17 protein-coding genes and 4 pseudogenes are annotated in these 17,973 nt (G+C 30.5%); 10 read left to right on the top strand and 11 right to left on the bottom strand.

Features of this window, described 5'->3' with window-relative positions:
- The 4 genes from KA858_RS08975 to KA858_RS08960 all read right to left on the bottom strand — a co-directional run.
- Positions 1-289 (bottom strand): PDDEXK family nuclease (locus KA858_RS08975; protein WP_481906472.1); only part of this gene is annotated, 289 nt, incomplete at its 3' end.
- Between the two features lie 19 nt (positions 290-308).
- Positions 309-662 (bottom strand): hypothetical protein, encoded by a 354-nt coding sequence (locus tag KA858_RS08970; protein WP_210135484.1) that lies wholly within the window; start codon positions 660-662, stop codon positions 309-311.
- A 212-nt stretch (positions 663-874) separates the two neighbouring features.
- Positions 875-2,806 carry an ATP-dependent DNA helicase gene (locus KA858_RS08965; RefSeq protein WP_245342076.1) on the bottom strand — a complete coding sequence of 644 codons (1,932 nt, stop codon included), beginning with the start codon at positions 2,804-2,806 and terminating at the stop codon, positions 875-877.
- Positions 2,807-3,069: 263 nt separating this feature from the next.
- Positions 3,070-4,374, bottom strand: a complete 1,305-nt coding sequence (locus KA858_RS08960; RefSeq protein WP_210135483.1) for an ATP-binding protein — start codon at positions 4,372-4,374, stop codon at positions 3,070-3,072.
- Between the two features lie 178 nt (positions 4,375-4,552).
- On the opposite strand from KA858_RS08960, the gene KA858_RS08955 reads away from it, so the two are divergent.
- Both KA858_RS08955 and KA858_RS08950 read left to right on the top strand, forming a co-directional pair.
- On the top strand, positions 4,553-4,912 hold the full coding sequence (locus tag KA858_RS08955; protein ID WP_245342075.1) for a UTRA domain-containing protein: 360 nt from the start codon (positions 4,553-4,555) through the stop codon (positions 4,910-4,912).
- A 181-nt stretch (positions 4,913-5,093) separates the two neighbouring features.
- Positions 5,094-5,400 (top strand): annotated as a pseudogene (locus KA858_RS08950) (rhodanese-like domain-containing protein); the annotation flags it as partial.
- An 81-nt stretch (positions 5,401-5,481) separates the two neighbouring features.
- Here the strand turns inward: KA858_RS08950 and KA858_RS08945 are convergent.
- Together KA858_RS08945 and KA858_RS08940 are read right to left on the bottom strand one after the other, a co-directional pair.
- Positions 5,482-6,411: pseudogene (locus KA858_RS08945) on the bottom strand (IS3 family transposase).
- Positions 6,412-6,533: 122 nt separating this feature from the next.
- The gene (locus KA858_RS08940; protein WP_223197199.1) at positions 6,534-6,881 is read right to left on the bottom strand and encodes a TetR/AcrR family transcriptional regulator; all 348 of its coding nucleotides are present in this window, start codon (positions 6,879-6,881) and stop codon (positions 6,534-6,536) included.
- A gap of 200 nt (positions 6,882-7,081) precedes the next feature.
- Here KA858_RS08940 and KA858_RS08935 point away from each other — a divergent pair.
- Positions 7,082-7,213 (top strand): annotated as a pseudogene (locus tag KA858_RS08935) (ATP-binding cassette domain-containing protein); the annotation flags it as partial.
- A 226-nt stretch (positions 7,214-7,439) separates the two neighbouring features.
- On the opposite strand, the gene KA858_RS08930 reads toward KA858_RS08935, so the two are convergent.
- Together KA858_RS08930 and KA858_RS08925 are read right to left on the bottom strand one after the other, a co-directional pair.
- Positions 7,440-8,012: a TetR/AcrR family transcriptional regulator gene (locus KA858_RS08930; RefSeq protein WP_182474352.1), complete on the bottom strand. Its 573-nt coding sequence runs from the start codon at positions 8,010-8,012 to the stop codon at positions 7,440-7,442.
- A gap of 30 nt (positions 8,013-8,042) precedes the next feature.
- Positions 8,043-8,828, bottom strand: coding sequence for an arylamine N-acetyltransferase (locus KA858_RS08925; RefSeq protein ID WP_031919611.1), 786 nt, complete (start codon positions 8,826-8,828; stop codon positions 8,043-8,045).
- A gap of 136 nt (positions 8,829-8,964) precedes the next feature.
- On the opposite strand from KA858_RS08925, the gene KA858_RS08920 reads away from it, so the two are divergent.
- From KA858_RS08920 to KA858_RS08910, 3 genes are all read left to right on the top strand, one after another.
- Positions 8,965-10,374 (top strand): DHA2 family efflux MFS transporter permease subunit, encoded by a 1,410-nt coding sequence (locus tag KA858_RS08920; protein WP_204194313.1) that lies wholly within the window; start codon positions 8,965-8,967, stop codon positions 10,372-10,374.
- A gap of 32 nt (positions 10,375-10,406) precedes the next feature.
- Complete coding sequence (locus tag KA858_RS08915; RefSeq protein ID WP_002467321.1) at positions 10,407-10,778, top strand: DoxX family protein; 372 nt, start codon at positions 10,407-10,409, stop codon at positions 10,776-10,778.
- Between the two features lie 66 nt (positions 10,779-10,844).
- Positions 10,845-11,798, top strand: coding sequence for an amidohydrolase family protein (locus KA858_RS08910; RefSeq protein ID WP_053016934.1), 954 nt, complete (start codon positions 10,845-10,847; stop codon positions 11,796-11,798).
- A 360-nt stretch (positions 11,799-12,158) separates the two neighbouring features.
- Here the strand turns inward: KA858_RS08910 and KA858_RS12905 are convergent, their stop codons facing one another.
- From KA858_RS12905 to KA858_RS12895, 3 genes are all read right to left on the bottom strand, one after another.
- Positions 12,159-12,353 (bottom strand): hypothetical protein, encoded by a 195-nt coding sequence (locus tag KA858_RS12905; RefSeq protein ID WP_223197198.1) that lies wholly within the window; start codon positions 12,351-12,353, stop codon positions 12,159-12,161.
- Between the two features lie 122 nt (positions 12,354-12,475).
- Complete coding sequence (locus tag KA858_RS12900) at positions 12,476-12,676, bottom strand: zinc-binding dehydrogenase (protein ID WP_107366725.1); 201 nt, start codon at positions 12,674-12,676, stop codon at positions 12,476-12,478.
- 195 nt (positions 12,677-12,871) lie between these two features.
- Positions 12,872-13,147 carry an alcohol dehydrogenase catalytic domain-containing protein gene (locus KA858_RS12895; protein WP_239469379.1) on the bottom strand — a complete coding sequence of 92 codons (276 nt, stop codon included), beginning with the start codon at positions 13,145-13,147 and terminating at the stop codon, positions 12,872-12,874.
- Positions 13,148-13,447: 300 nt separating this feature from the next.
- Between KA858_RS12895 and KA858_RS08900 the strand changes: the two are divergent.
- The 4 genes and pseudogenes from KA858_RS08900 (at position 13,448) to KA858_RS08885 (ending at position 17,553) form a co-directional block, all read left to right on the top strand.
- Positions 13,448-14,765 (top strand): annotated as a pseudogene (locus KA858_RS08900) (ISL3 family transposase).
- A 345-nt stretch (positions 14,766-15,110) separates the two neighbouring features.
- Positions 15,111-15,683, top strand: a complete 573-nt coding sequence (locus KA858_RS08895) for a TetR/AcrR family transcriptional regulator (RefSeq protein WP_076690068.1) — start codon at positions 15,111-15,113, stop codon at positions 15,681-15,683.
- 19 nt (positions 15,684-15,702) lie between these two features.
- On the top strand, positions 15,703-16,272 hold the full coding sequence (locus KA858_RS08890; protein ID WP_031919607.1) for an isochorismatase family protein: 570 nt from the start codon (positions 15,703-15,705) through the stop codon (positions 16,270-16,272).
- An 84-nt stretch (positions 16,273-16,356) separates the two neighbouring features.
- Positions 16,357-17,553 (top strand): putative multidrug effflux MFS transporter TcaB, encoded by a 1,197-nt coding sequence (locus KA858_RS08885; RefSeq protein ID WP_031919606.1) that lies wholly within the window; start codon positions 16,357-16,359, stop codon positions 17,551-17,553.
- The last annotated feature ends 420 nt before the right edge of the window (positions 17,554-17,973 follow it).

The following is a 17,973-nucleotide window of genomic DNA, read 5'->3' as shown; positions in this document are numbered from 1 at the left end:
TGAAATTCAGGTATAAATCAGTATCATCATCACGTTTAAGTACATAACTATCGCGTAATTGCATCGCACTATCAAATACAGATTTACCGTTAATCCCCGTCATTAAACGTTCAAATTCACGGTCTGTTAGGGGTTTCCCATTTAATTTATCCTTATGACGTTCATTAACTATATTGCGAAAATTATCATGTAATTGTTCAACGTTATGTATGTTCACTCGTTCGTATCCTAAACTCTCAAGTTGTTGAAGTACCTCATTTTCTAATGCATATTCACTTTGATGAGCCATAATTATCTCCTTTCATTTATTAATTTTCATGCCCTTTTATAAATTTATGATAGAGGTAATATATACCTATTAAAAATAATATATGTAGTAAAAAATCACCTAATAATTTTACTAATACGAGGTATATAAAAATAAATATTAAAAATCCTAAACCTAAAGAAATAATTACAAATAAGTAAGGTCCTAAAGCATAAGGTATACTGTGACTATCGTCATGATAATAACTGCGATCAAAAAATTCTTTAATATATTTATGAATATAACAAATTATCTTAAATAAAAAATATAAACATACTCCATACGCTATCAATACATAAATTGCCATGATAATAAACTTCAACAAACCAAAAAAATCCCCTAAAAATTCTAACATTATATTTCTCCCTGATATTTATTATAAATATATTTAATTATACTACAATACAGAACAAAAGTTGTTCAAAACTCTTTGGGAAGAAAAATATTTGAAAGAGTAAATAAAAACTTCTAAGAAACCGCATCATTTATGATATGCTTCTGCGTATCGGTTAATGATGCGGTTTTTTTTATGTATTAAAAAGTAATAAATGACTATTGCTACTCACATTAAATGTTATTCAAGAAATCTTTGACTTCATCTTCATCGATCATATTTTTAATTGGTAACGCATCCAATACTGCTTCTTTATGCTTATAGATGGATTTATTCATTCTCGAATCTAATAATACTAATAAACCTTTATCCTGTGTCGTTCTTATTAATCTTCCTACACCTTGTTTCAACTTAATTATCATTTCAGGAACTATAACTTCCTCAGTACTATTTAGTTTAGAAATTTTATATTTTGTAATCGGATCTATAGTAGGAAAAGGTAATTTCACGATTATTAACAACGTTAATAAATCTTTTTTTAAATCAATGCCTTCCCAAAATACTCCAGTACCTAATATTACTCCTTTTGTTTTCTTAAACGCCTCTATAATTTCATACTGACTTTTACTACCATCATCTATATAAATAGCTTTATCAAGCTCCTTTTTTCGCAACTCTTTATACACGCCTATAATATCTTCTTTTGCAGTAAATAATACTAAAGAGCCTCCACTATTAAAACTTACTAATTCAAATATATAATTTCCAATTGCTTTATAATAACTATCTTCACGTTCATTGAATTTTGGTAGATTTGAAGGTATATAAAGTTTACTTTTCTCGTATGGAAAATTATTTTTTTTAATTTTTTCTTCGTAACCATCAAAGCCTATCATTTCTTTAATATAATGGTAGCTATCTTTGTCTCCAACTTTGTTAGTAATTGTAGCTGAAAGGCATATAACTGGGTAATTTGTATCAAAAACTGTTTGTCTAAGAGTTTGCGCAATGGAATTCTGACAAAATGAAATAGCAATCTGATCTTGATTAATCAATTCATTCCAAAAAATGTATTTATCCTCATTATTTTGTAATTTTTTTAATATAGATAATAAGTTACTAGCTGTTTCTAATTGTTCATCGGTAATTAACGGACGCTGGTCGAATAGCCTATAATTATTAATATCGAACTCTTTCACTATCTTTTCTGTTATTTCTATTAATCGTTTTATTTGATGTTGAGTAACATATTTTACTTTTACACGTCCAGTTGTTAAACCATTACTTCTTAAATGTAGTTGCTTTTTAGCGTCCTTTTTTTGAATTTCAAACCAATTATCAATCTCTCTTAAATATTTTAAGTATCGGTGCTGTCTGTCGATTCGTTTTAATCCTGCATTTAATTTATTAATTGTGGTTTGAGAATTAACGCTATTAGTCATATTAGCACGTTGTTTATCTTCTAAATTATGAACTTCATCAATAATAAGCATACAAGGGTTATCATAAATTAAATTTTTTTGCCCTTGTTCATTTTTTTTAAAGTTCATTAATAACATATCTTGATTGACAACTATAACTTTTGGTTTATACTCACCCAATCTAATATATTGGTTTCCTGTTTTTAAACGATTTCTCATTTCATAGTAAGCACAATCTTTTTTATACTTACATTTATCTAAAATACAGTTATCAGTAGAAATTTGATTCCATTTCAAATTTGTATCTCTTACTTTTTGCTTAGTTTGACCTTGATAAGCTATATTAAGTGCTTCGTTTAATAATTGTCCTTTTAAATTATTTTTGTAAATTTTATTAAAACACGGGAAATTAGTCATTCCTTTTCCTATTATGGATTCAACTGGAACATTTAATATTTTCTCGACCACTTTAATGTCGTTTATTAATTGTTCTGTCAATTGAATTGAAGAAGTTGATACAACTAGAGGTTTATTAGTAATTTTTGATAAAAGTATTCCTGGGATTAAATATCCAAATGATTTACCAATTCCTACTTGTGCTTCTACAATTAAATTTTCATTAGTTTCATATGCATGGAGAACATCGTACATTAATTCTTCTTGACCATCCCTCGCTTCTAAACCATTATTTAACATATTTTCTATTGCTTGATTTAATTGGTTATATAGCTGTTTTAAATTCAATAGTACACCTCCAAAATATAAGTGTATACTTATATAAACTAAATAAGAGCGCAAGTACACTAATAAATATAGAAAAAAATACAGACAGTATCTTTATCAAAATAAATTCGTTCGCTTTTCGTCCATGTTTCGTCCGGTAATAATAAAATCGTCATACCCTTTGCAATAATAACATTCCAACGTAAATTATATTTATTTTTACTTTTTTCGTCCGGTCGTAAAATTGATATATAATTTCAATTAGTACATAACATACATATAAATTAATGATTTATAATATATGTAGTTGATCTACCTGTTCCTAAAGTATTAATTAGTTTTTCTTGTTTTAATTTACTTAACATTTCAGATGTATGGCTTTTTTTCAGCCCTAAAGCATCTTGGATTTCTTGACGCGAAGCTTGTTTGCCATTTTCTAAATATTTTAATATCAATTTTTGGCTTTCATTTAAGCTTATGTTATTAGTAGCGTAACTTCTATCATATAAAGTTACAATAAATTGATTTTCTGTAGCTTCAAATTCAGGTTGCATATTAAAATCTTTATATTTTGATAATATTCTTCTAATGCCTGTACCATAATTCTCAATATAATTCATCTTGTCTAGTGCTTGAACTAATATAGGGTTTCTTTTTGCATTAGCACCATGTTTAATATCTTCAATAGTAAGTCCTTCTGGTAATGAGCCGGGCGATGTAATCGTAAGACGATTATCGTAAAGTTCTATTTTAACATCGGAGGATAAAGTGTAATCTCTATGCACAAATGCATTAACTACTGCTTCTCGTATAGCCACTTCTGGATAAGAGAGCATTTCCTCCCTTTGACCATTTGCCTTTATAGTCACTCTTTTACTATTTCTCATTCCGATAGCTTCTAACGTATTATCAATTTGTTTAGCAACGGAGCCTTTAAATTCTTTCTTATCTTTAAATTCAACTACGTCCAATCCATCATAAACTGCCAATTTTGCTATGTTAGGATTACCGTCACTCAATATTAAGCCAGCATAATTATACAAATCCGTATTATTACGCTTAAATCCTAAGCTAATATCATCAAAATCTCTTTCAAGCTTATCAAATATTTCTTTAGCATAACTGAAGTTAAGAATTTTATAAGATGTTTTTTCATTATCATACGAGTGAGCAGACTGCCTTTTTAACATTCTAGTAATTTCATCTTTACTAGCTTTTCTTTTCGTACTTCCACTTCTAATATAAATATTATCAAAATGGCTATCTTTTTTCGTTTTATAACGATAAGGCTTTTCAAGTCCACTTGAAATATTAACAAGTACGTAGTCATTCTCTATAGAAACTTTTATTAATCCTCTAGCTGATGGTTCAAAAGCATCACTCGTCCAATTCGAAATTATTTCCTCCCATTCTTTAAATGTTTTGATCTTATCCTGATAGTTATTAAACTTAACAGGTTTACCAAAATCATCAAAGCCTATAAAAATTTTGCCACCGTCATTATTATTTAAAAAGGAAACAATCTCCGCTTTTAATTTATTCGTATCTTTAGGTATCTCAGTTTTATATTCTATATTTTCGTTTTCCAATATATACACCTCAACTCTGAACTGTTATATGCATTTAAATTTATTATGATTATAGTTGATTGTATATCTTACAATTATTAAAGTAAAACTAAAAATAATATAAAAGTAAGGTATGTGTATGTTCAAATTAGAGAAAGATGAAAAATAATTAGTTAAATCAGTTATTAATTTATTTAATATGACAACAAAAAATTTAGCACATAAAAACGAGGTGCTATTCACTTCAAATAAGAATTTAGATATATCTTTTATAATTAATAAAGCTAATATTGAAATAAAAGATGATTTCTATCAACTTATTCGTTCAGATAATAATGTAAAAGAACATTTACGCTTAAAAGATAAAAATGCTCACGTCTATTATGTAGAACGTATTCGTTATCTAGATAATCACCCTCTATGTATTGAAACATCATACTTTAATACATATTTAGTTAATCGTTTAGATAATCAAATTGCTGCAAGTTCAATTTTAGAATACCTTCAATCTCAACTTAAAATTAATATTGGCTTCACTGATATATATTTTTTACATTGAATTTTTTTCTGAAAATGAAGCTCCAAAATTGAGTCTTAATCCGAACGATACATGTATGCGTCATGAATTAACTTTTTACACTACTAAAGGTGTACCTTTTAATTATTCAAATATTGTATATCATTATAAATATGCCAACTTCTTTATTCCTATTGAAAGTTGATTAGATACGAATGACTTTGCTGGATGTCAATTACTCCAATTTAATGTTCAAACACATTCTATTCATAGTGAAGACATTACAGATAATGAATCACATGTATTAGATGTACGTAATGATAATGAATAATGGCCACTTATCTCAAGCGGTTCATGTATCACATAGCAAACTTTTAGACACAGATTTACCTTTCAATAAAAATGATGATATTTATGTACACTGTCAATCTGGCATTAGAAGTTCTATAGCTATTGGTATTTTAGAACACAAAGGTTATCACAACATTATTAATGTAAATGAAGGTTACAAAGATATACACCTTTCTTAATATTTATACTAATTAAGAAAGACTATAAGTAATTAGAGGTACTGAACCCCTAAAGTGGGAACTTAATAAAAAAACAATATTCTAGGCTGCTAATTCTCTGTATTTTACAGGGGCTAAGTAGCCTAGCTTTTGTTGAATTCGATTATTATTATAGTTTTTAATGTAATTTTCAACAATATCAATTACAATTTGATTCAATGTATCATTTACTAAGCTTTGATCCTGTTTGTTATTTATTTTATATGCAACAATTTCTCCGTTATAAAGATCCATAATTGAAGATAAATACAACATGGGGTTACCGAAAGATAAATAAGTAATATTTGTTGTTAATACTTCCATTGGTTGACTTGCTTTAAATTGTCTTTGTAGTAAATTATCTGTTTTATAACAAGGTTTACCAATGCTTTTAGTCTTTTTAGGTCTAACTCGACAATTTAAATCATTCTTCTGCATGATTCTCTGAATTCTTTTATGATTAACTGCTACTGAAGACAATTGATTAATCAAGGTTGTAATTTTTCGATAACCATAGATGTATTGGTTGTCTTTACACAATTGAATGATTTTTTGCTTCAAGTCATCATTTTTATAGTTCTTGTGTTCCCATCTATAATATGTCAGTTCAGGTATTTCTAAAACATCAAGTATTATTTTTACTGAATACTTATGCTTTAATTGCTCCACTAAATCTATGATTACTGCTGGTACCACTTCCTTTCCAATTCCTTGTACTTTTTTAAAATATCCAATTCTATATCTTTTCTCTTATTTTCTAATTTTAATCGTTCTACTTCTGAGAGTTCTTCAAGTTCTTTACCATAAGTATATTGCTTACCGACTTGTTGAGAAAATCTATAAGTTTCCCCATTTCGATACCATCTCCACCATGTTTCCACCTGTGTTCTATTTCTAATATTTAATGTTTCTATAATTTTTTTATCGAATAACCAGATTTTTTCATCTCAATAGTTTTATACTTGTTTTTAATGAATAAGACACTCTTTTCATAGAAAAAACACCTCCGTATGATTCATTTTAAATGAATTCAACGAAAGTGTTTTTATATTATTCCCATTATTTGGGGGCCAGTGTCATATAATTAAAAATTATTTTTCCTTATTTGTAAGTGCCTAAGTATTCATAATAGGCACTAAACGAACTTCAATGTTTTGTTGTAAATTCTTTTTCATGGCTTGGTGGACAATATAAACGCCATTATCTCTTAACAATAAAAGTAGTAATTCTCCTTCATTAATCCAAGAGTTTAACGCGTGTTCAAAGAATTGACGTCGTTCCTCAAATTGAATTTGTGTCAATTGACGCTTCCCTTTTTTCATCATGGCTTTTTGATATTGAAATAAAAAGTCATCTTTATCTCTATAGTGTTGATAAAATGTTCCCCTACTAATGCCACTTTCATCACAAATATCTTTAATACTAATGTCATCATAAGATTTAACATTTAGTAGTGTAATCATACTTTTTTTCAATTTTGGTTAATATTTTATACACACGTTTATCCATGGTTTCTTCGTTCATTTGTGTCGCCCCCATAACATTATTGAACATTTATATCTCATGTGTCTGATTATTTCAATTGATGCATGCAATTGTCGAAAATTGATTTATATTGAATATACAGTAATTAAGCAGAGTGTCAAATAAGGAGGTACACAGCATGATGCAGACGATTGCTTCACTTAAAGACGCAGTAAAATCCTATGATAAACATAAAGTTTTAGACCAAATCAGTCTAGACATTAACGAAGGCGAACTTTTGGGACTAATAGGACCTAGTGGTTCAGGTAAGATGTTCTTATTCTTCTTATCTTTATTATTTTATTTATCATTTTAAATATCATCGGACTTAAGCGTTATCGCAAAGTTTAACAATCTATCATATGACTTATAAAAATTGTAGCCTGGGACATAAATTAATATCTCAGGCTACAATAAATTTTAAGGGGCTATTTAATGAACTAGTGTTTATTTACATTTGCTCCTTTCTTAATTCTGTCCAACTTTCAAGCTATTATCTATCCTATAAATATATCTAATAGTCTACTTAAAAATTGGTCTTTTGTCAGTTGTTGATCGTGTTTGGCAAAGTAATAGAAATCTGATGAAAATGAGTTTAGCATCAAATTAATCTTAAACTCTAAATCTTGGGTCTGTTGCTGACTAGTGAACTGGTCTTTAATCAATTCTTTCAGTTGTTCATAAAACGGAATATTAATCATTGACTGATGTTGAGAATTTGATTTCTCAATAAAATTTAGGACATTAAAGTTTGCCTCTTTTAAATCTAAATAAATAGATAAAACACCATATATTTTATCCCTCACAGACGCATCTTGATGCTGATGAAGGAACGTATCCATTTCATCAAACATATCATGAACCTTTTCATCCATCATCGCTTGGCATAGTAACGATTTACTTTCAAAGTGACGATATAAAGTGCCTACACCCACGCCAGCTTTCTTCGCGATTTCCGACATATTCATCTCACTAATATCTTCACCCTGTGCTAATAATTGGGTCGTTGTCTGTAAGATGATTGCTTTGTTATGCGTTGCATCACTACGTTTTTTCCGTTGATTGGTCATCTTATCCCCTTCCAAACGATGTGCTCCCTTTTATGGTTCTAATCTATTAATTTTAACATCTAAATTGAATTCTTCTTTTAAAAATTGACGATAATTTTCACTTGTCACATCATATTTTTCTTTATCTCGTTGTTTCGTTAACGTTAAATTATTTTGAGACATTGTCGCACGACCATATGATTTAGGCATTGTAACGAGCAAACGTTTAACGAATGTAGAATTAGGATTAGTTTGATTGTATTCGATATTATAATCAAAATCATGAATGTCTCTAGGTTCTAACTCAGCTTCGTATTCTGTATCCCACTCATTGTCTTTCCATTTTTGAATGTAGAATAAGTTATCATTTACATAAATGGCACGATATTCTCCGTTAATATCCTCAATGATTGCATCACTATCTTGATTATTAATTGGCATAGCACTTATTGGCAAGTCACCATAACCGACATCAGCGACATAATTGACACTATCAATCGGCACGATTAATGACATATGAGAGCCTTTAAGACTACGTCCGCCCCCTGGTGTATGAATAGTTGCAGATACCATATTTGCTGTGAAGCCTTTTGCTTCTAAGTACGCTTTGAAGAAGTGATTCATTTCATAACAGAAACCACCACGTTGGTGATTAACGATTTTTTCATAGATATCATCTACTTCTACTGATATTCTCACACCATTTTGAACATCTATATTTTCAAAAGGCACTGTTAACATATATCGTTTTAAATAATAATTTAATGCTTCCAAGCTTGGTTCATTATATTTATTTGGATCTATATTTAAATATTTTTCAAGACCTTCAATATTCATTACTAAGCATCTCCTTTTTACTTTTTTCGTTTTTTAACACTATCTATATTATATTGAATTCATAAATTTGACAAACGGAACGCATTCCGAATAAAATAAGTGATAGTTGATTCCATTTAAGAAAAGAGGTGAAATTATGACTCAGACACAACCATCACATTTAAATATAAAACAACGTAATTTAATGATTGCGGTCATGATGATTGGTGCTTTTATTAGTGTCTTAAATCAAACGTTACTTACAACGATATTGCCAGAGGTCATGAAGGACTTTGCGATATCAAGTAGTACGGCACAGTGGTTAACGACCATCTTTATGTTAGTGAACGGTATTATGATTCCTGTCACAGCCTACTTAATTGAGAGATTTTCATTACGTACACTATTCTTTACGGCTGCGACCTGTTTAATACTTGGTTCTTTAATCTGTATGTTGGGTGTTAATTTCCCATTATTATTAGTGGGTCGTAGTATTCAAGCGTTAGGTGCAGGTATTTTAATGCCATTATCTCAAACACTATTATTCATTATTTTTCCTGTTGAAAAACGTGGTATGGCAATGGGTATCTTCGGTCTTGTCATAGGCTTTGCACCTGCGATTGGTCCTACAGCAGCAGGTTGGTTCATCCACCTATTCGATTGGCGCTATCTATTTTTAGTCGTGCTCTTAATTAGTGTGGTTGACGCTATTTTCGGCTTTTTATATTTGAAAAATATTACCGAGACACAACAACCTTCGTTAGACATCTTGTCAGTCATCATGTCTACATTAGGATTTGGTGGTTTACTTTATGGCTTTAGTTCAGCCGGTAACCTGGGTTGGTCACATCCATCCGTTTACGTGACGATCATCATTTCCATCATTATACTTGCGCTATTTATACGTCGTCAGTTGAAACTACCTTCACCGTTACTCGAATTTAGAGTATTTAAATACCGTAGTTTCACCATTTCGATGACTTTAATTGTATTAATGTTTGTACTCTTTATCGGTAATTTGACTATTTTACCTATATACATGCAAACCATGATGCATTGGTCACCTTTAGAATCTGGTCTCATCTTATTACCTGGTGGACTCGTCATGGGCTTGTTGTCGCCTGTTACTGGTAAATTATACGACCGTGTTGGCGGCCGAAGTTTAAGTATCACTGGCATGTTATTGATTATGATAGGTGCCTTATTCATGGCACAGTTCAATCCACAAACATCAGCATTGTATGTCATTGTGACATTCTCAATCTTGATGTTAGGTAATTCTATGATTATGACACCAATGACTACACAAGCATTAAACGCTTTACCTGTATCCTTGATTGCGCATGGAACGGCAATGAATAATACAATTCGCCAAATTTCAGCAGCTATCGGTACAGGTATACTTGTAACACTCATGACTGGTTTCGGTCACCTTTCACCATTACACGGTGCAGCCGGCCTTATCCATGGTCTAGATATGACATTTTATATCGTTGCCTTTGTAGCACTGATAGGTGCATTCATTGCACTCTTCTCAGAAAAAAGACAATCAAATACAACACACTAATCTTTAATATTATTTAATAGGAGGTGTTAAGCATGTTACTAAGACATGTTATTAACGCATATGTAGGAAAAGAAATTTTAAAAAGTAGTTTACCAAAAGTAAAAAATGACGATGCTATGGCACAACAATTTAAAGAAGGATTCGGATTATCACGTCGTTCAATGCGATTAGCAGGATTATTCGAATTTGTAGGTTCTATCTTTTTATTTAGTTCAATTTTAGGCAAACTTGGCCAAAAATTAGTCGTTGTGGGCACTCTAATGATTAACATAGTGATGGGTACAGCAATCTACAATCACTATAAAGCAGGACATGGTCACCAAGGTGCCAAAGCCGCTTCTAAATTCTTTATGTTAAATGTTCTTAGCTTAATCGAAGTTTTAAGTTTAAATCGTCGTCAATAAAAGATTATATTTTTTAAAACTGGATAAATATTTAATATAGTCATTTAATTAAAGGAGAACAATCATATGTCAAATGCAAAAGCGATTGATACACATGCACATTTATGGAGCGAAGACTATTTAGAGAAATTAGGCAAATTAGGTAGTCAAGGTACAGAGGTTGCTAAAGGAATTAATCAATCTGCCTCTAAAGAAGATCTAGACAAGCGCTTTAAAATGATGGACGATGCTGGCGTTGATATGCAAATCATCTCTGCCACACCACAATCACCACAATGGGGTACAAAAGAAGAAGCACATCAAAGTGCACAAGAGATTAACGATTTATATGAATCATTGATTCAACAATATCCAGACCGTTTCTTAGCATATGGTGCAGTATCTCTTCCATATGTCGATCAAGCTATTAAAGAAGCGCAAGAACTACTTAAAAAAGATGCCTTTGTAGGTATTGCGATTCCAACTATTGTGAAAGATAAAGTGTCAGTTGCCGACAAACAATTCGAACCTTTCTTCGAAGCTATGAACGAATTAAATGCAACACTTTATATTCATCCAACTGGTTGTGGTGCCCAAAGTCCACTCGTGAACGACTATCAATTAGAATGGGTGATTGGCGCACCATTAGAATCTACATTCATTACGTTACAATTAATTAAAAACGAGATTCCACAAAAATATCCAAATATCAAATTCCATATTTCACATTTAGGTGGTGCTTTACCATTCTTCATGACTCGTATTAAAGACAATTACGAAGACTGGAACGCCTTTAACATTGATCCATATGAAGTATTAAATCGTCAATTTTGGTATGATACTGCTAATTTCCATGAACCTTCTTTAATCAATACCATTGATACATTCGGTAAGGATAAGCTCATGATGGGGTCAGACTTCCCTTACTTCCAAGATGAGAAATATACACGTGGTGTAGACTATATTAAAAACAGTGATATTGATCCAGACACAATTGACGGTATTTTAAGAGGTAATGCAATTCAGCTCTTTAATATTTAATTTTATATTTCTACTACTACTTATTCATGTTAGCAATTTATAAGAAATGAAATTATTATTTGAGCTGTGTTAATTGTAGTTATGAGATTAAAAATGCTTGTTTTAATCTTATATACTTGATTAACAATAAAGGCTGTTGAAAAGACATATAGAACATAAACAATCTTTAAATTCCATGTAAATTAACTACGAAAATATACGAAAGTAAGTTCATATAAAGTTGGGCTCATAAGAGGTAAAGATATATATAAGAGCAGAACGGATAACTAGTAATTAGCTATCTGTTCTGCTCTTTTTTGTAATCTTTAAATGCTTTTTATTTAGAAATCACATATAAAATTGAGAATCTAAGTATTGAATTTAAAAAGTTGGAATTACTTTGGATATAGATATTAATAATACCGGTTTAATAACTTTTCCAGAATTTGAATCTAAAATTGCTTGGTTAATATATTCGAAGTCATAAAATTTAACTAATTTATTAAAATCAAATTGTCCTTGCTTATATAATTCAATTAATTGAGATATTTCAAATTGAGCAATCGCATCACTCATCAATACACCTTAATGGACTTATTTTGGAGTACTAAATCTGTAAAGCTATTCATTTCTAATTTATTTTGTGTTACAGCTATAGAGGCCATTACTCCTTGCGTACCAAGAACATCTATAGCAGACTACATAACAGTTGAAACTCCTATTTTGTCAACAGAAAAACTCACCCCTTTGCCATTAGTTATTTTATTTACTTCTTCAATTAAATCTTCATTAGAAATATTAATCACATGCGTGGCACCTAATTCCTTTGCAGTACTTAATCTGCGACCATGAATCTCTACAGCAATAACTTTTGTACAGCCTTGTGCTTTTGCTAACATTAATGCTGCTGAACTTACCGCACCAGTACCAAATACAACTATACTATCTCCAACTTTAGGTTTTAAGCCATTTACAATTGTTCAAGCTCCAGTTAAGAATCCACATCCTAAAGGGACAACTAATCTTAAATCAATATCATTATCTATTTTAACTAAGTTTCTATAATTTGTAATTGTATGTGTAGAAAAAGAGCTTTACGTAAAGAAATTAGATACTGCTGTTCCATCTTGCTTTTTGAATGTGTATGATCCGTCTATTCTAGCCCCACTCATATTTAATGTAGTCCAATTTATACAAGAAGAAGGATTCTCTGAATTGCAGTTTTCACATTCTCCCCAAGTATTGTAAGCCATTAAAACTTGATCTCCAACTTTAAAATTTGTAGCTTGCTCACCTACCTTTTCGATAATTCCTGCTCCTTCATGTCCTAATAGTGCTGGAAAAGAAAATTCTACATCACCAATTCTCATTGCTTCGTCAGAGTGATAAATATATAAAACTACCACTTTAACAATAACTTACTCACTTTGTATATCTTGAAGTTCTAAATCTCCGAATTCATAATCCCCTTTAACTTTGTTAATAACTGCTGATTGTTTAACATAATATCATCGCTTTATCAATTAATATACATATTTTTAGGTTCTATACTTAATTGGACTGATGAAAATCAGTTCAATTTTTTTATGTCTTTAAGAATATAAAAATGGCGCAAATATCTCTATAATTGTAAGTGCCTTAAACCAACAATGAGGAGAGATATTGCGCCTATGACTGATTGTATATCAAAAATACTTAGAATTAAAGATAAAAATATTAAATTTGAAGACACATTAGATGAAAAAGTCTATAAAGGAATGACCTGTTTATTCTTTTACGGTGAACTATCCTATACACCTCCAAGGTGGGCATTATGTGGGTATAAAAATAAGGATTATTCAATCGTTAAAAATGGCAAGAAACAATCATGCATTACGCTTAATAAAATGAATGAAAGACCAGTTTATTTAGTATTAGCGAAGCAACGCTTTTATTGTAAATGTTGTGAGTCTCACTTTACTGCTAAAACAAATGTTGTTGATATGTACTGCTATATTGCTAACTCGACCAAGCTAGCGATTGTCGATAAAGCCACAGAAGTCCGTTAAGAGAAAACCATCGCCCGTGATACATCTGTATCACCTACCACGGTCTCTAGATACATTGATATGATTGCGAATCAAATACATCAAACGCCTTAATCAATCCTCGCCCGAACACCTTATGATGGATGAATTTAAAAGAGTTAAAAATGTATCAGGGAGTATGAATTTTATTTACGCCGATGCGTTGACGCATCCTATTGTAGATATCGTAGAAGATCACCGTTTATTTTCGTTAAAACGATATTTTAATCGGTTTCCTTTAAAAGAACGTCAAAAAGTAAAAACCATTACGATTGATATGTATCCACCTTATATAAATTTGATTCGTAATATGTTTCCTAATGCACATATTATTATTGATCGCTTCCATATTGTACAATCTATTCATCGTGCGCTTAATATGGCACGTGTCAGTGCCATGAATGACCTAAAAAACGCACATCGCCCAGATTACAATAAGTGGTAAACGTTATTGGAAACTGGTCTTAAAACCTACGGAAAACTTAGAATCCTTTGAATATAAAAAAATGAGATTGTTTAAAGAATGGAAGACCGAAAAAGGTGTCGTCAAGCATATTTTAGCTTTAAACTCAACATTAGAACGTACTTACCACTATGTAAATCAACTACGCACCTGTATTAAAACGAATGACTTCTCGGCATTAGTGACAACTTTATCTATGATTGACTTATCACTGACTCATAAAAAATTTAAGCCAGTTGTAGGGACTTTACGCAAGTACACTGATTTCATCAAAAACACCCTCACTTATACTAATCTGACCAACGGTCCAATTGAAGGCATTAACAATAAAATTAAATTAATTAAACGGGTATCTTATGGTTATAGAAATTACAATCACCTGCGCAATCGCATAATTTTGTGTTCTAAACTTTACGCATATAGACCAAAAAAGAGATTAAGCAATGTTTCGTTGCTTAATCTCTATAATTGAGGCCATCAGTCCAATTTGACAGAGAGCCATATTTTATCGCTTTTGTAATCGTTTTCGTAATTTTACTTCTTACTAAAAGTATTGTATTAGAAGAAATGAATAAAGCTAGTAATTATAACTTAGCAAAAATTGATTTGTTTTAATAGATGATACTAATATCAAAGTAAATTAAAGAATAGTAATTGATTCACCCACTATCTTTAAAACCCACTTTTTTAAAAGTATATTAGAATAAATATTTTTTAGATTAAACGCTTGAAACGGAGACCCGTCTCACTTATAATGGTTTTATTAAATATGTATGAAACAAATAATTTGAAGGTGAGGTTTATATGTCAAAGCGAAGTGATGCTATTAAAAATGAAAAGCTTATTATAAAAACAGCTAATGAACTTTTCAATATGTATGGTGTAGATTCGATAAGTATGAAAAAAATAGCGGAAGCCGCTCAAATTGGTAAAGGAACATTATATCGTCACTTTTCCAATAAGTCCGATATTTGTTCTGCACTGTTGAGTCAAGAAATTGAACACATGTTTAATCAGATTGATTATAAAAAGAAAATTCAAACTGATCAGCAAGAATTACTTCGTTTTATATTTTTATCTCTTATTGAAATTATGGAGAAAAATGTAAGTTTAATTAAAGAAATTGAACGTTCAGACAAAAAAAATCGTGTACTTATGCAGACACCCTTCTATGTAAAACTTAAATCAGAAGTTATGTCATGTATAACAAAAATGGATATTGTCAATGATCCTGATTTTCATGCTGATATTTTACTGAATTCTTTTTCAGCAGATGTATTTGAGTATCAACATTATGTTAAAAAGATTCCCTCCAAACAATTTGTAGATCGTATTTTGAAAATTTTTGTTCGAGGTATTCAGTCCTCAAAACTTTGATAACGAAAGGAAGATAAAAATGGATTTCAAGAATACAGCTTTAGTTTTAGTTGACTTACAAAAAGGTATTGCGAATACTGCTGAAACAGCTCCGCATAGTGTCTCAACAGTATTAAATAATGCTGCAAAAATGGTGGAATTATTTAGAAAGAATGAAGGTTTTATAGCATTTATTAGGGTTGATTTTATTGACGGTAAAGATGCTCTAAAGCCTAATGCGATGAAATCCTTGCCAGGAGGTAGTCCGAATCCTGATTTTGCTGAAATAGTTGATGAACTTGGGGTAAAATCAACGGATTATGTTGTAAGTAAACGAGGATTTAGTGGCTTTTTTGGCACAGACTTAGATTTACAACTACGACGTCGAGGTATTCAAAATATCGTCATTGGTGGCATTTCTACACATATGGGTGTTGACACTACTGCGCGTGATGCTTATCAAAATGCATATAATCAATATTTTGTTTCTGACATGATGTCTGCACCTGAAGCATCATTACATCAATTTTCAATTGAACAAACATTTCCATTTATGGGACAAGTTGTTACAACAGAATATATGATTAAAATTTTAGACTCTAAAAAGTAGTAATCTTTAAAAGAACACGAAAGTCTTTATTTTGACTTTCGTGTTCTTTTATTGACAAATTCTTAAAATAGAACCAGAAAGGAAATTTATAATGAAGAAAAAAATATATCCCCTTTATTTATTCTAATTATGGCTGGTCTGGCTGCGTTTGGTCCACTATCAATTGATATGTATCTACCAGCATTGCCTGAAGTTAAATCTATGCTAAATACAAGTACTGCTCAAGTTCAAATGACACTTACATTTTTTATGATTGGCCTGGCTTTTGGTAATATTACTATTGGAACACTATCTGATACGTTTGGTCGAAAAAATCCTTTAATATTTAGTTTAATTGTTTATATTTTATCTTCAATCGTTATTGCAATTGCACCGCATATTACAATCGTTCTTATATTTCGTTTCATACAAGGATTTGCTGGTGGAGCTGGTATCGTCTTATCAAGAGCTATTGCCACAGATTTATATAAAGGGAAAGAGCTCACGCAGTTTTTAGCAATGTTAATGCTTGTCAATGGAGCAGCACCAGTGTTAGCACCAATGTTTGGTGGTATAATTTTAAATTTTTTAAATTTCCGTATACTTTTCTGGATTTTAGCATTACTTAGTAGTTTAATGCTTATAGGTACACATTTAAAAATCAATGAAACTTTACCTCCTCAAAATCGTAGACAGGCTCATTTTAAAATTATAGCTGAAGATTTTAAATTATTATTAACACGTCAATCATTTGTCATTCCAATGATTATTCAAGGTTTTACATTTGCTATGTTCTTTGGATATATGGCAGCTTCTCCGTTTATTATGCAAAATATATACGGTCTCAGTGCCCAACAATATAGCTACATTTTTGCTTTGACGGGTCTAGGATTAATTTTCACTGCCCAAATAACAGGGCGTCTCGTTGAACACATGAATCAACATACACTCTTTCGTATATATTCAGCTATCCAATTAGTAGGGACAGTTATTACGATAATTGCGTTAACCAATCACCTTACTTTATGGATTTTATTACCATCATTTATTCTTATAGTTGGACCAGTCGCCGGTATAGGTACTTTAGGATACGCAATAGCAATAGAAGGTCAAACGAGAGGTATCGGAAGTGCTTCTAGCTTAGTAGGTTTAATGCAATATTTAATTGGTGCTATTACAACACCACTTGTAGGATTACAAGGAGAAAATAGTTATACACCGTATATCATTGTCATTTCAATTACAATGATAATTATTGTAACTTTTCAAATTTATCATAAAGTATTTATTGAAATACATTAGTATAATATATGATAATTTAGCACTAAGGTAATCAAGTATCTATAATTGTCTATTAGTTTTACTAAATTAATTTTTGTTTTTTCTCATTGTATACATTTTAATTCATTTGTATCGCTATTGTCTTTTCTAATTGGAGGAATTTCATTAATCGTCATTTTTTATATACTCTAAACGAAATATTGAAGTTTCTATTATATTATATATATATTAATTTAGAATCTCAGATTCAGAGCTTATTGAAAATTTTTTAAAATTATGATTATAATAAAAATTTAGAAGTCAAGTCCAGACTCCTGTGTAAAATGCTATACAATGTTTTTACCATTTCTACTTATCAAAATTGATGTATTTTCTTGAAGAATAAATCCATTCATCATGTAGGTCCATAAGAACGGCTCCAATTAAGCGATTGGCTGATGT

This window comes from Staphylococcus sp. GDX8P80P, from assembly GCF_017893095.1.
Classification (GTDB): Bacteria; Bacillota; Bacilli; order Staphylococcales; family Staphylococcaceae; genus Staphylococcus; species Staphylococcus borealis.
Note: the sequence above shows the minus strand (reverse complement) of the source record. Positions and strands in the feature narration are given on the sequence as shown.

What these genes read in the sequence shown, in the direction of transcription:
- KA858_RS08930 (WP_182474352.1), bottom strand. Translation starts at nt 8,012, where the DNA reads ATGACCAATCAACGGAAAAAACGTAGTGATGCAACGCATAACAAAGCA.
- KA858_RS08890 (WP_031919607.1), top strand. Translation starts at nt 15,703, where the DNA reads ATGGATTTCAAGAATACAGCTTTAGTTTTAGTTGACTTACAAAAAGGT.
- KA858_RS12905 (WP_223197198.1), bottom strand. Translation starts at nt 12,353, where the DNA reads ATGAGTGATGCGATTGCTCAATTTGAAATATCTCAATTAATTGAATTA.
- KA858_RS08895 (WP_076690068.1), top strand. Translation starts at nt 15,111, where the DNA reads ATGTCAAAGCGAAGTGATGCTATTAAAAATGAAAAGCTTATTATAAAA.
- KA858_RS08955 (WP_245342075.1), top strand. Translation starts at nt 4,553, where the DNA reads ATGACAACAAAAAATTTAGCACATAAAAACGAGGTGCTATTCACTTCA.
- KA858_RS12900 (WP_107366725.1), bottom strand. Translation starts at nt 12,676, where the DNA reads ATGTTAGCAAAAGCACAAGGCTGTACAAAAGTTATTGCTGTAGAGATT.
- KA858_RS08970 (WP_210135484.1), bottom strand. Translation starts at nt 662, where the DNA reads ATGTTAGAATTTTTAGGGGATTTTTTTGGTTTGTTGAAGTTTATTATC.
- KA858_RS08940 (WP_223197199.1), bottom strand. Translation starts at nt 6,881, where the DNA reads ATGATTACACTACTAAATGTTAAATCTTATGATGACATTAGTATTAAA.
- KA858_RS08915 (WP_002467321.1), top strand. Translation starts at nt 10,407, where the DNA reads ATGTTACTAAGACATGTTATTAACGCATATGTAGGAAAAGAAATTTTA.
- KA858_RS12895 (WP_239469379.1), bottom strand. Translation starts at nt 13,147, where the DNA reads ATGAGAATTGGTGATGTAGAATTTTCTTTTCCAGCACTATTAGGACAT.
- KA858_RS08920 (WP_204194313.1), top strand. Translation starts at nt 8,965, where the DNA reads ATGACTCAGACACAACCATCACATTTAAATATAAAACAACGTAATTTA.
- KA858_RS08910 (WP_053016934.1), top strand. Translation starts at nt 10,845, where the DNA reads ATGTCAAATGCAAAAGCGATTGATACACATGCACATTTATGGAGCGAA.
- KA858_RS08925 (WP_031919611.1), bottom strand. Translation starts at nt 8,828, where the DNA reads ATGAATATTGAAGGTCTTGAAAAATATTTAAATATAGATCCAAATAAA.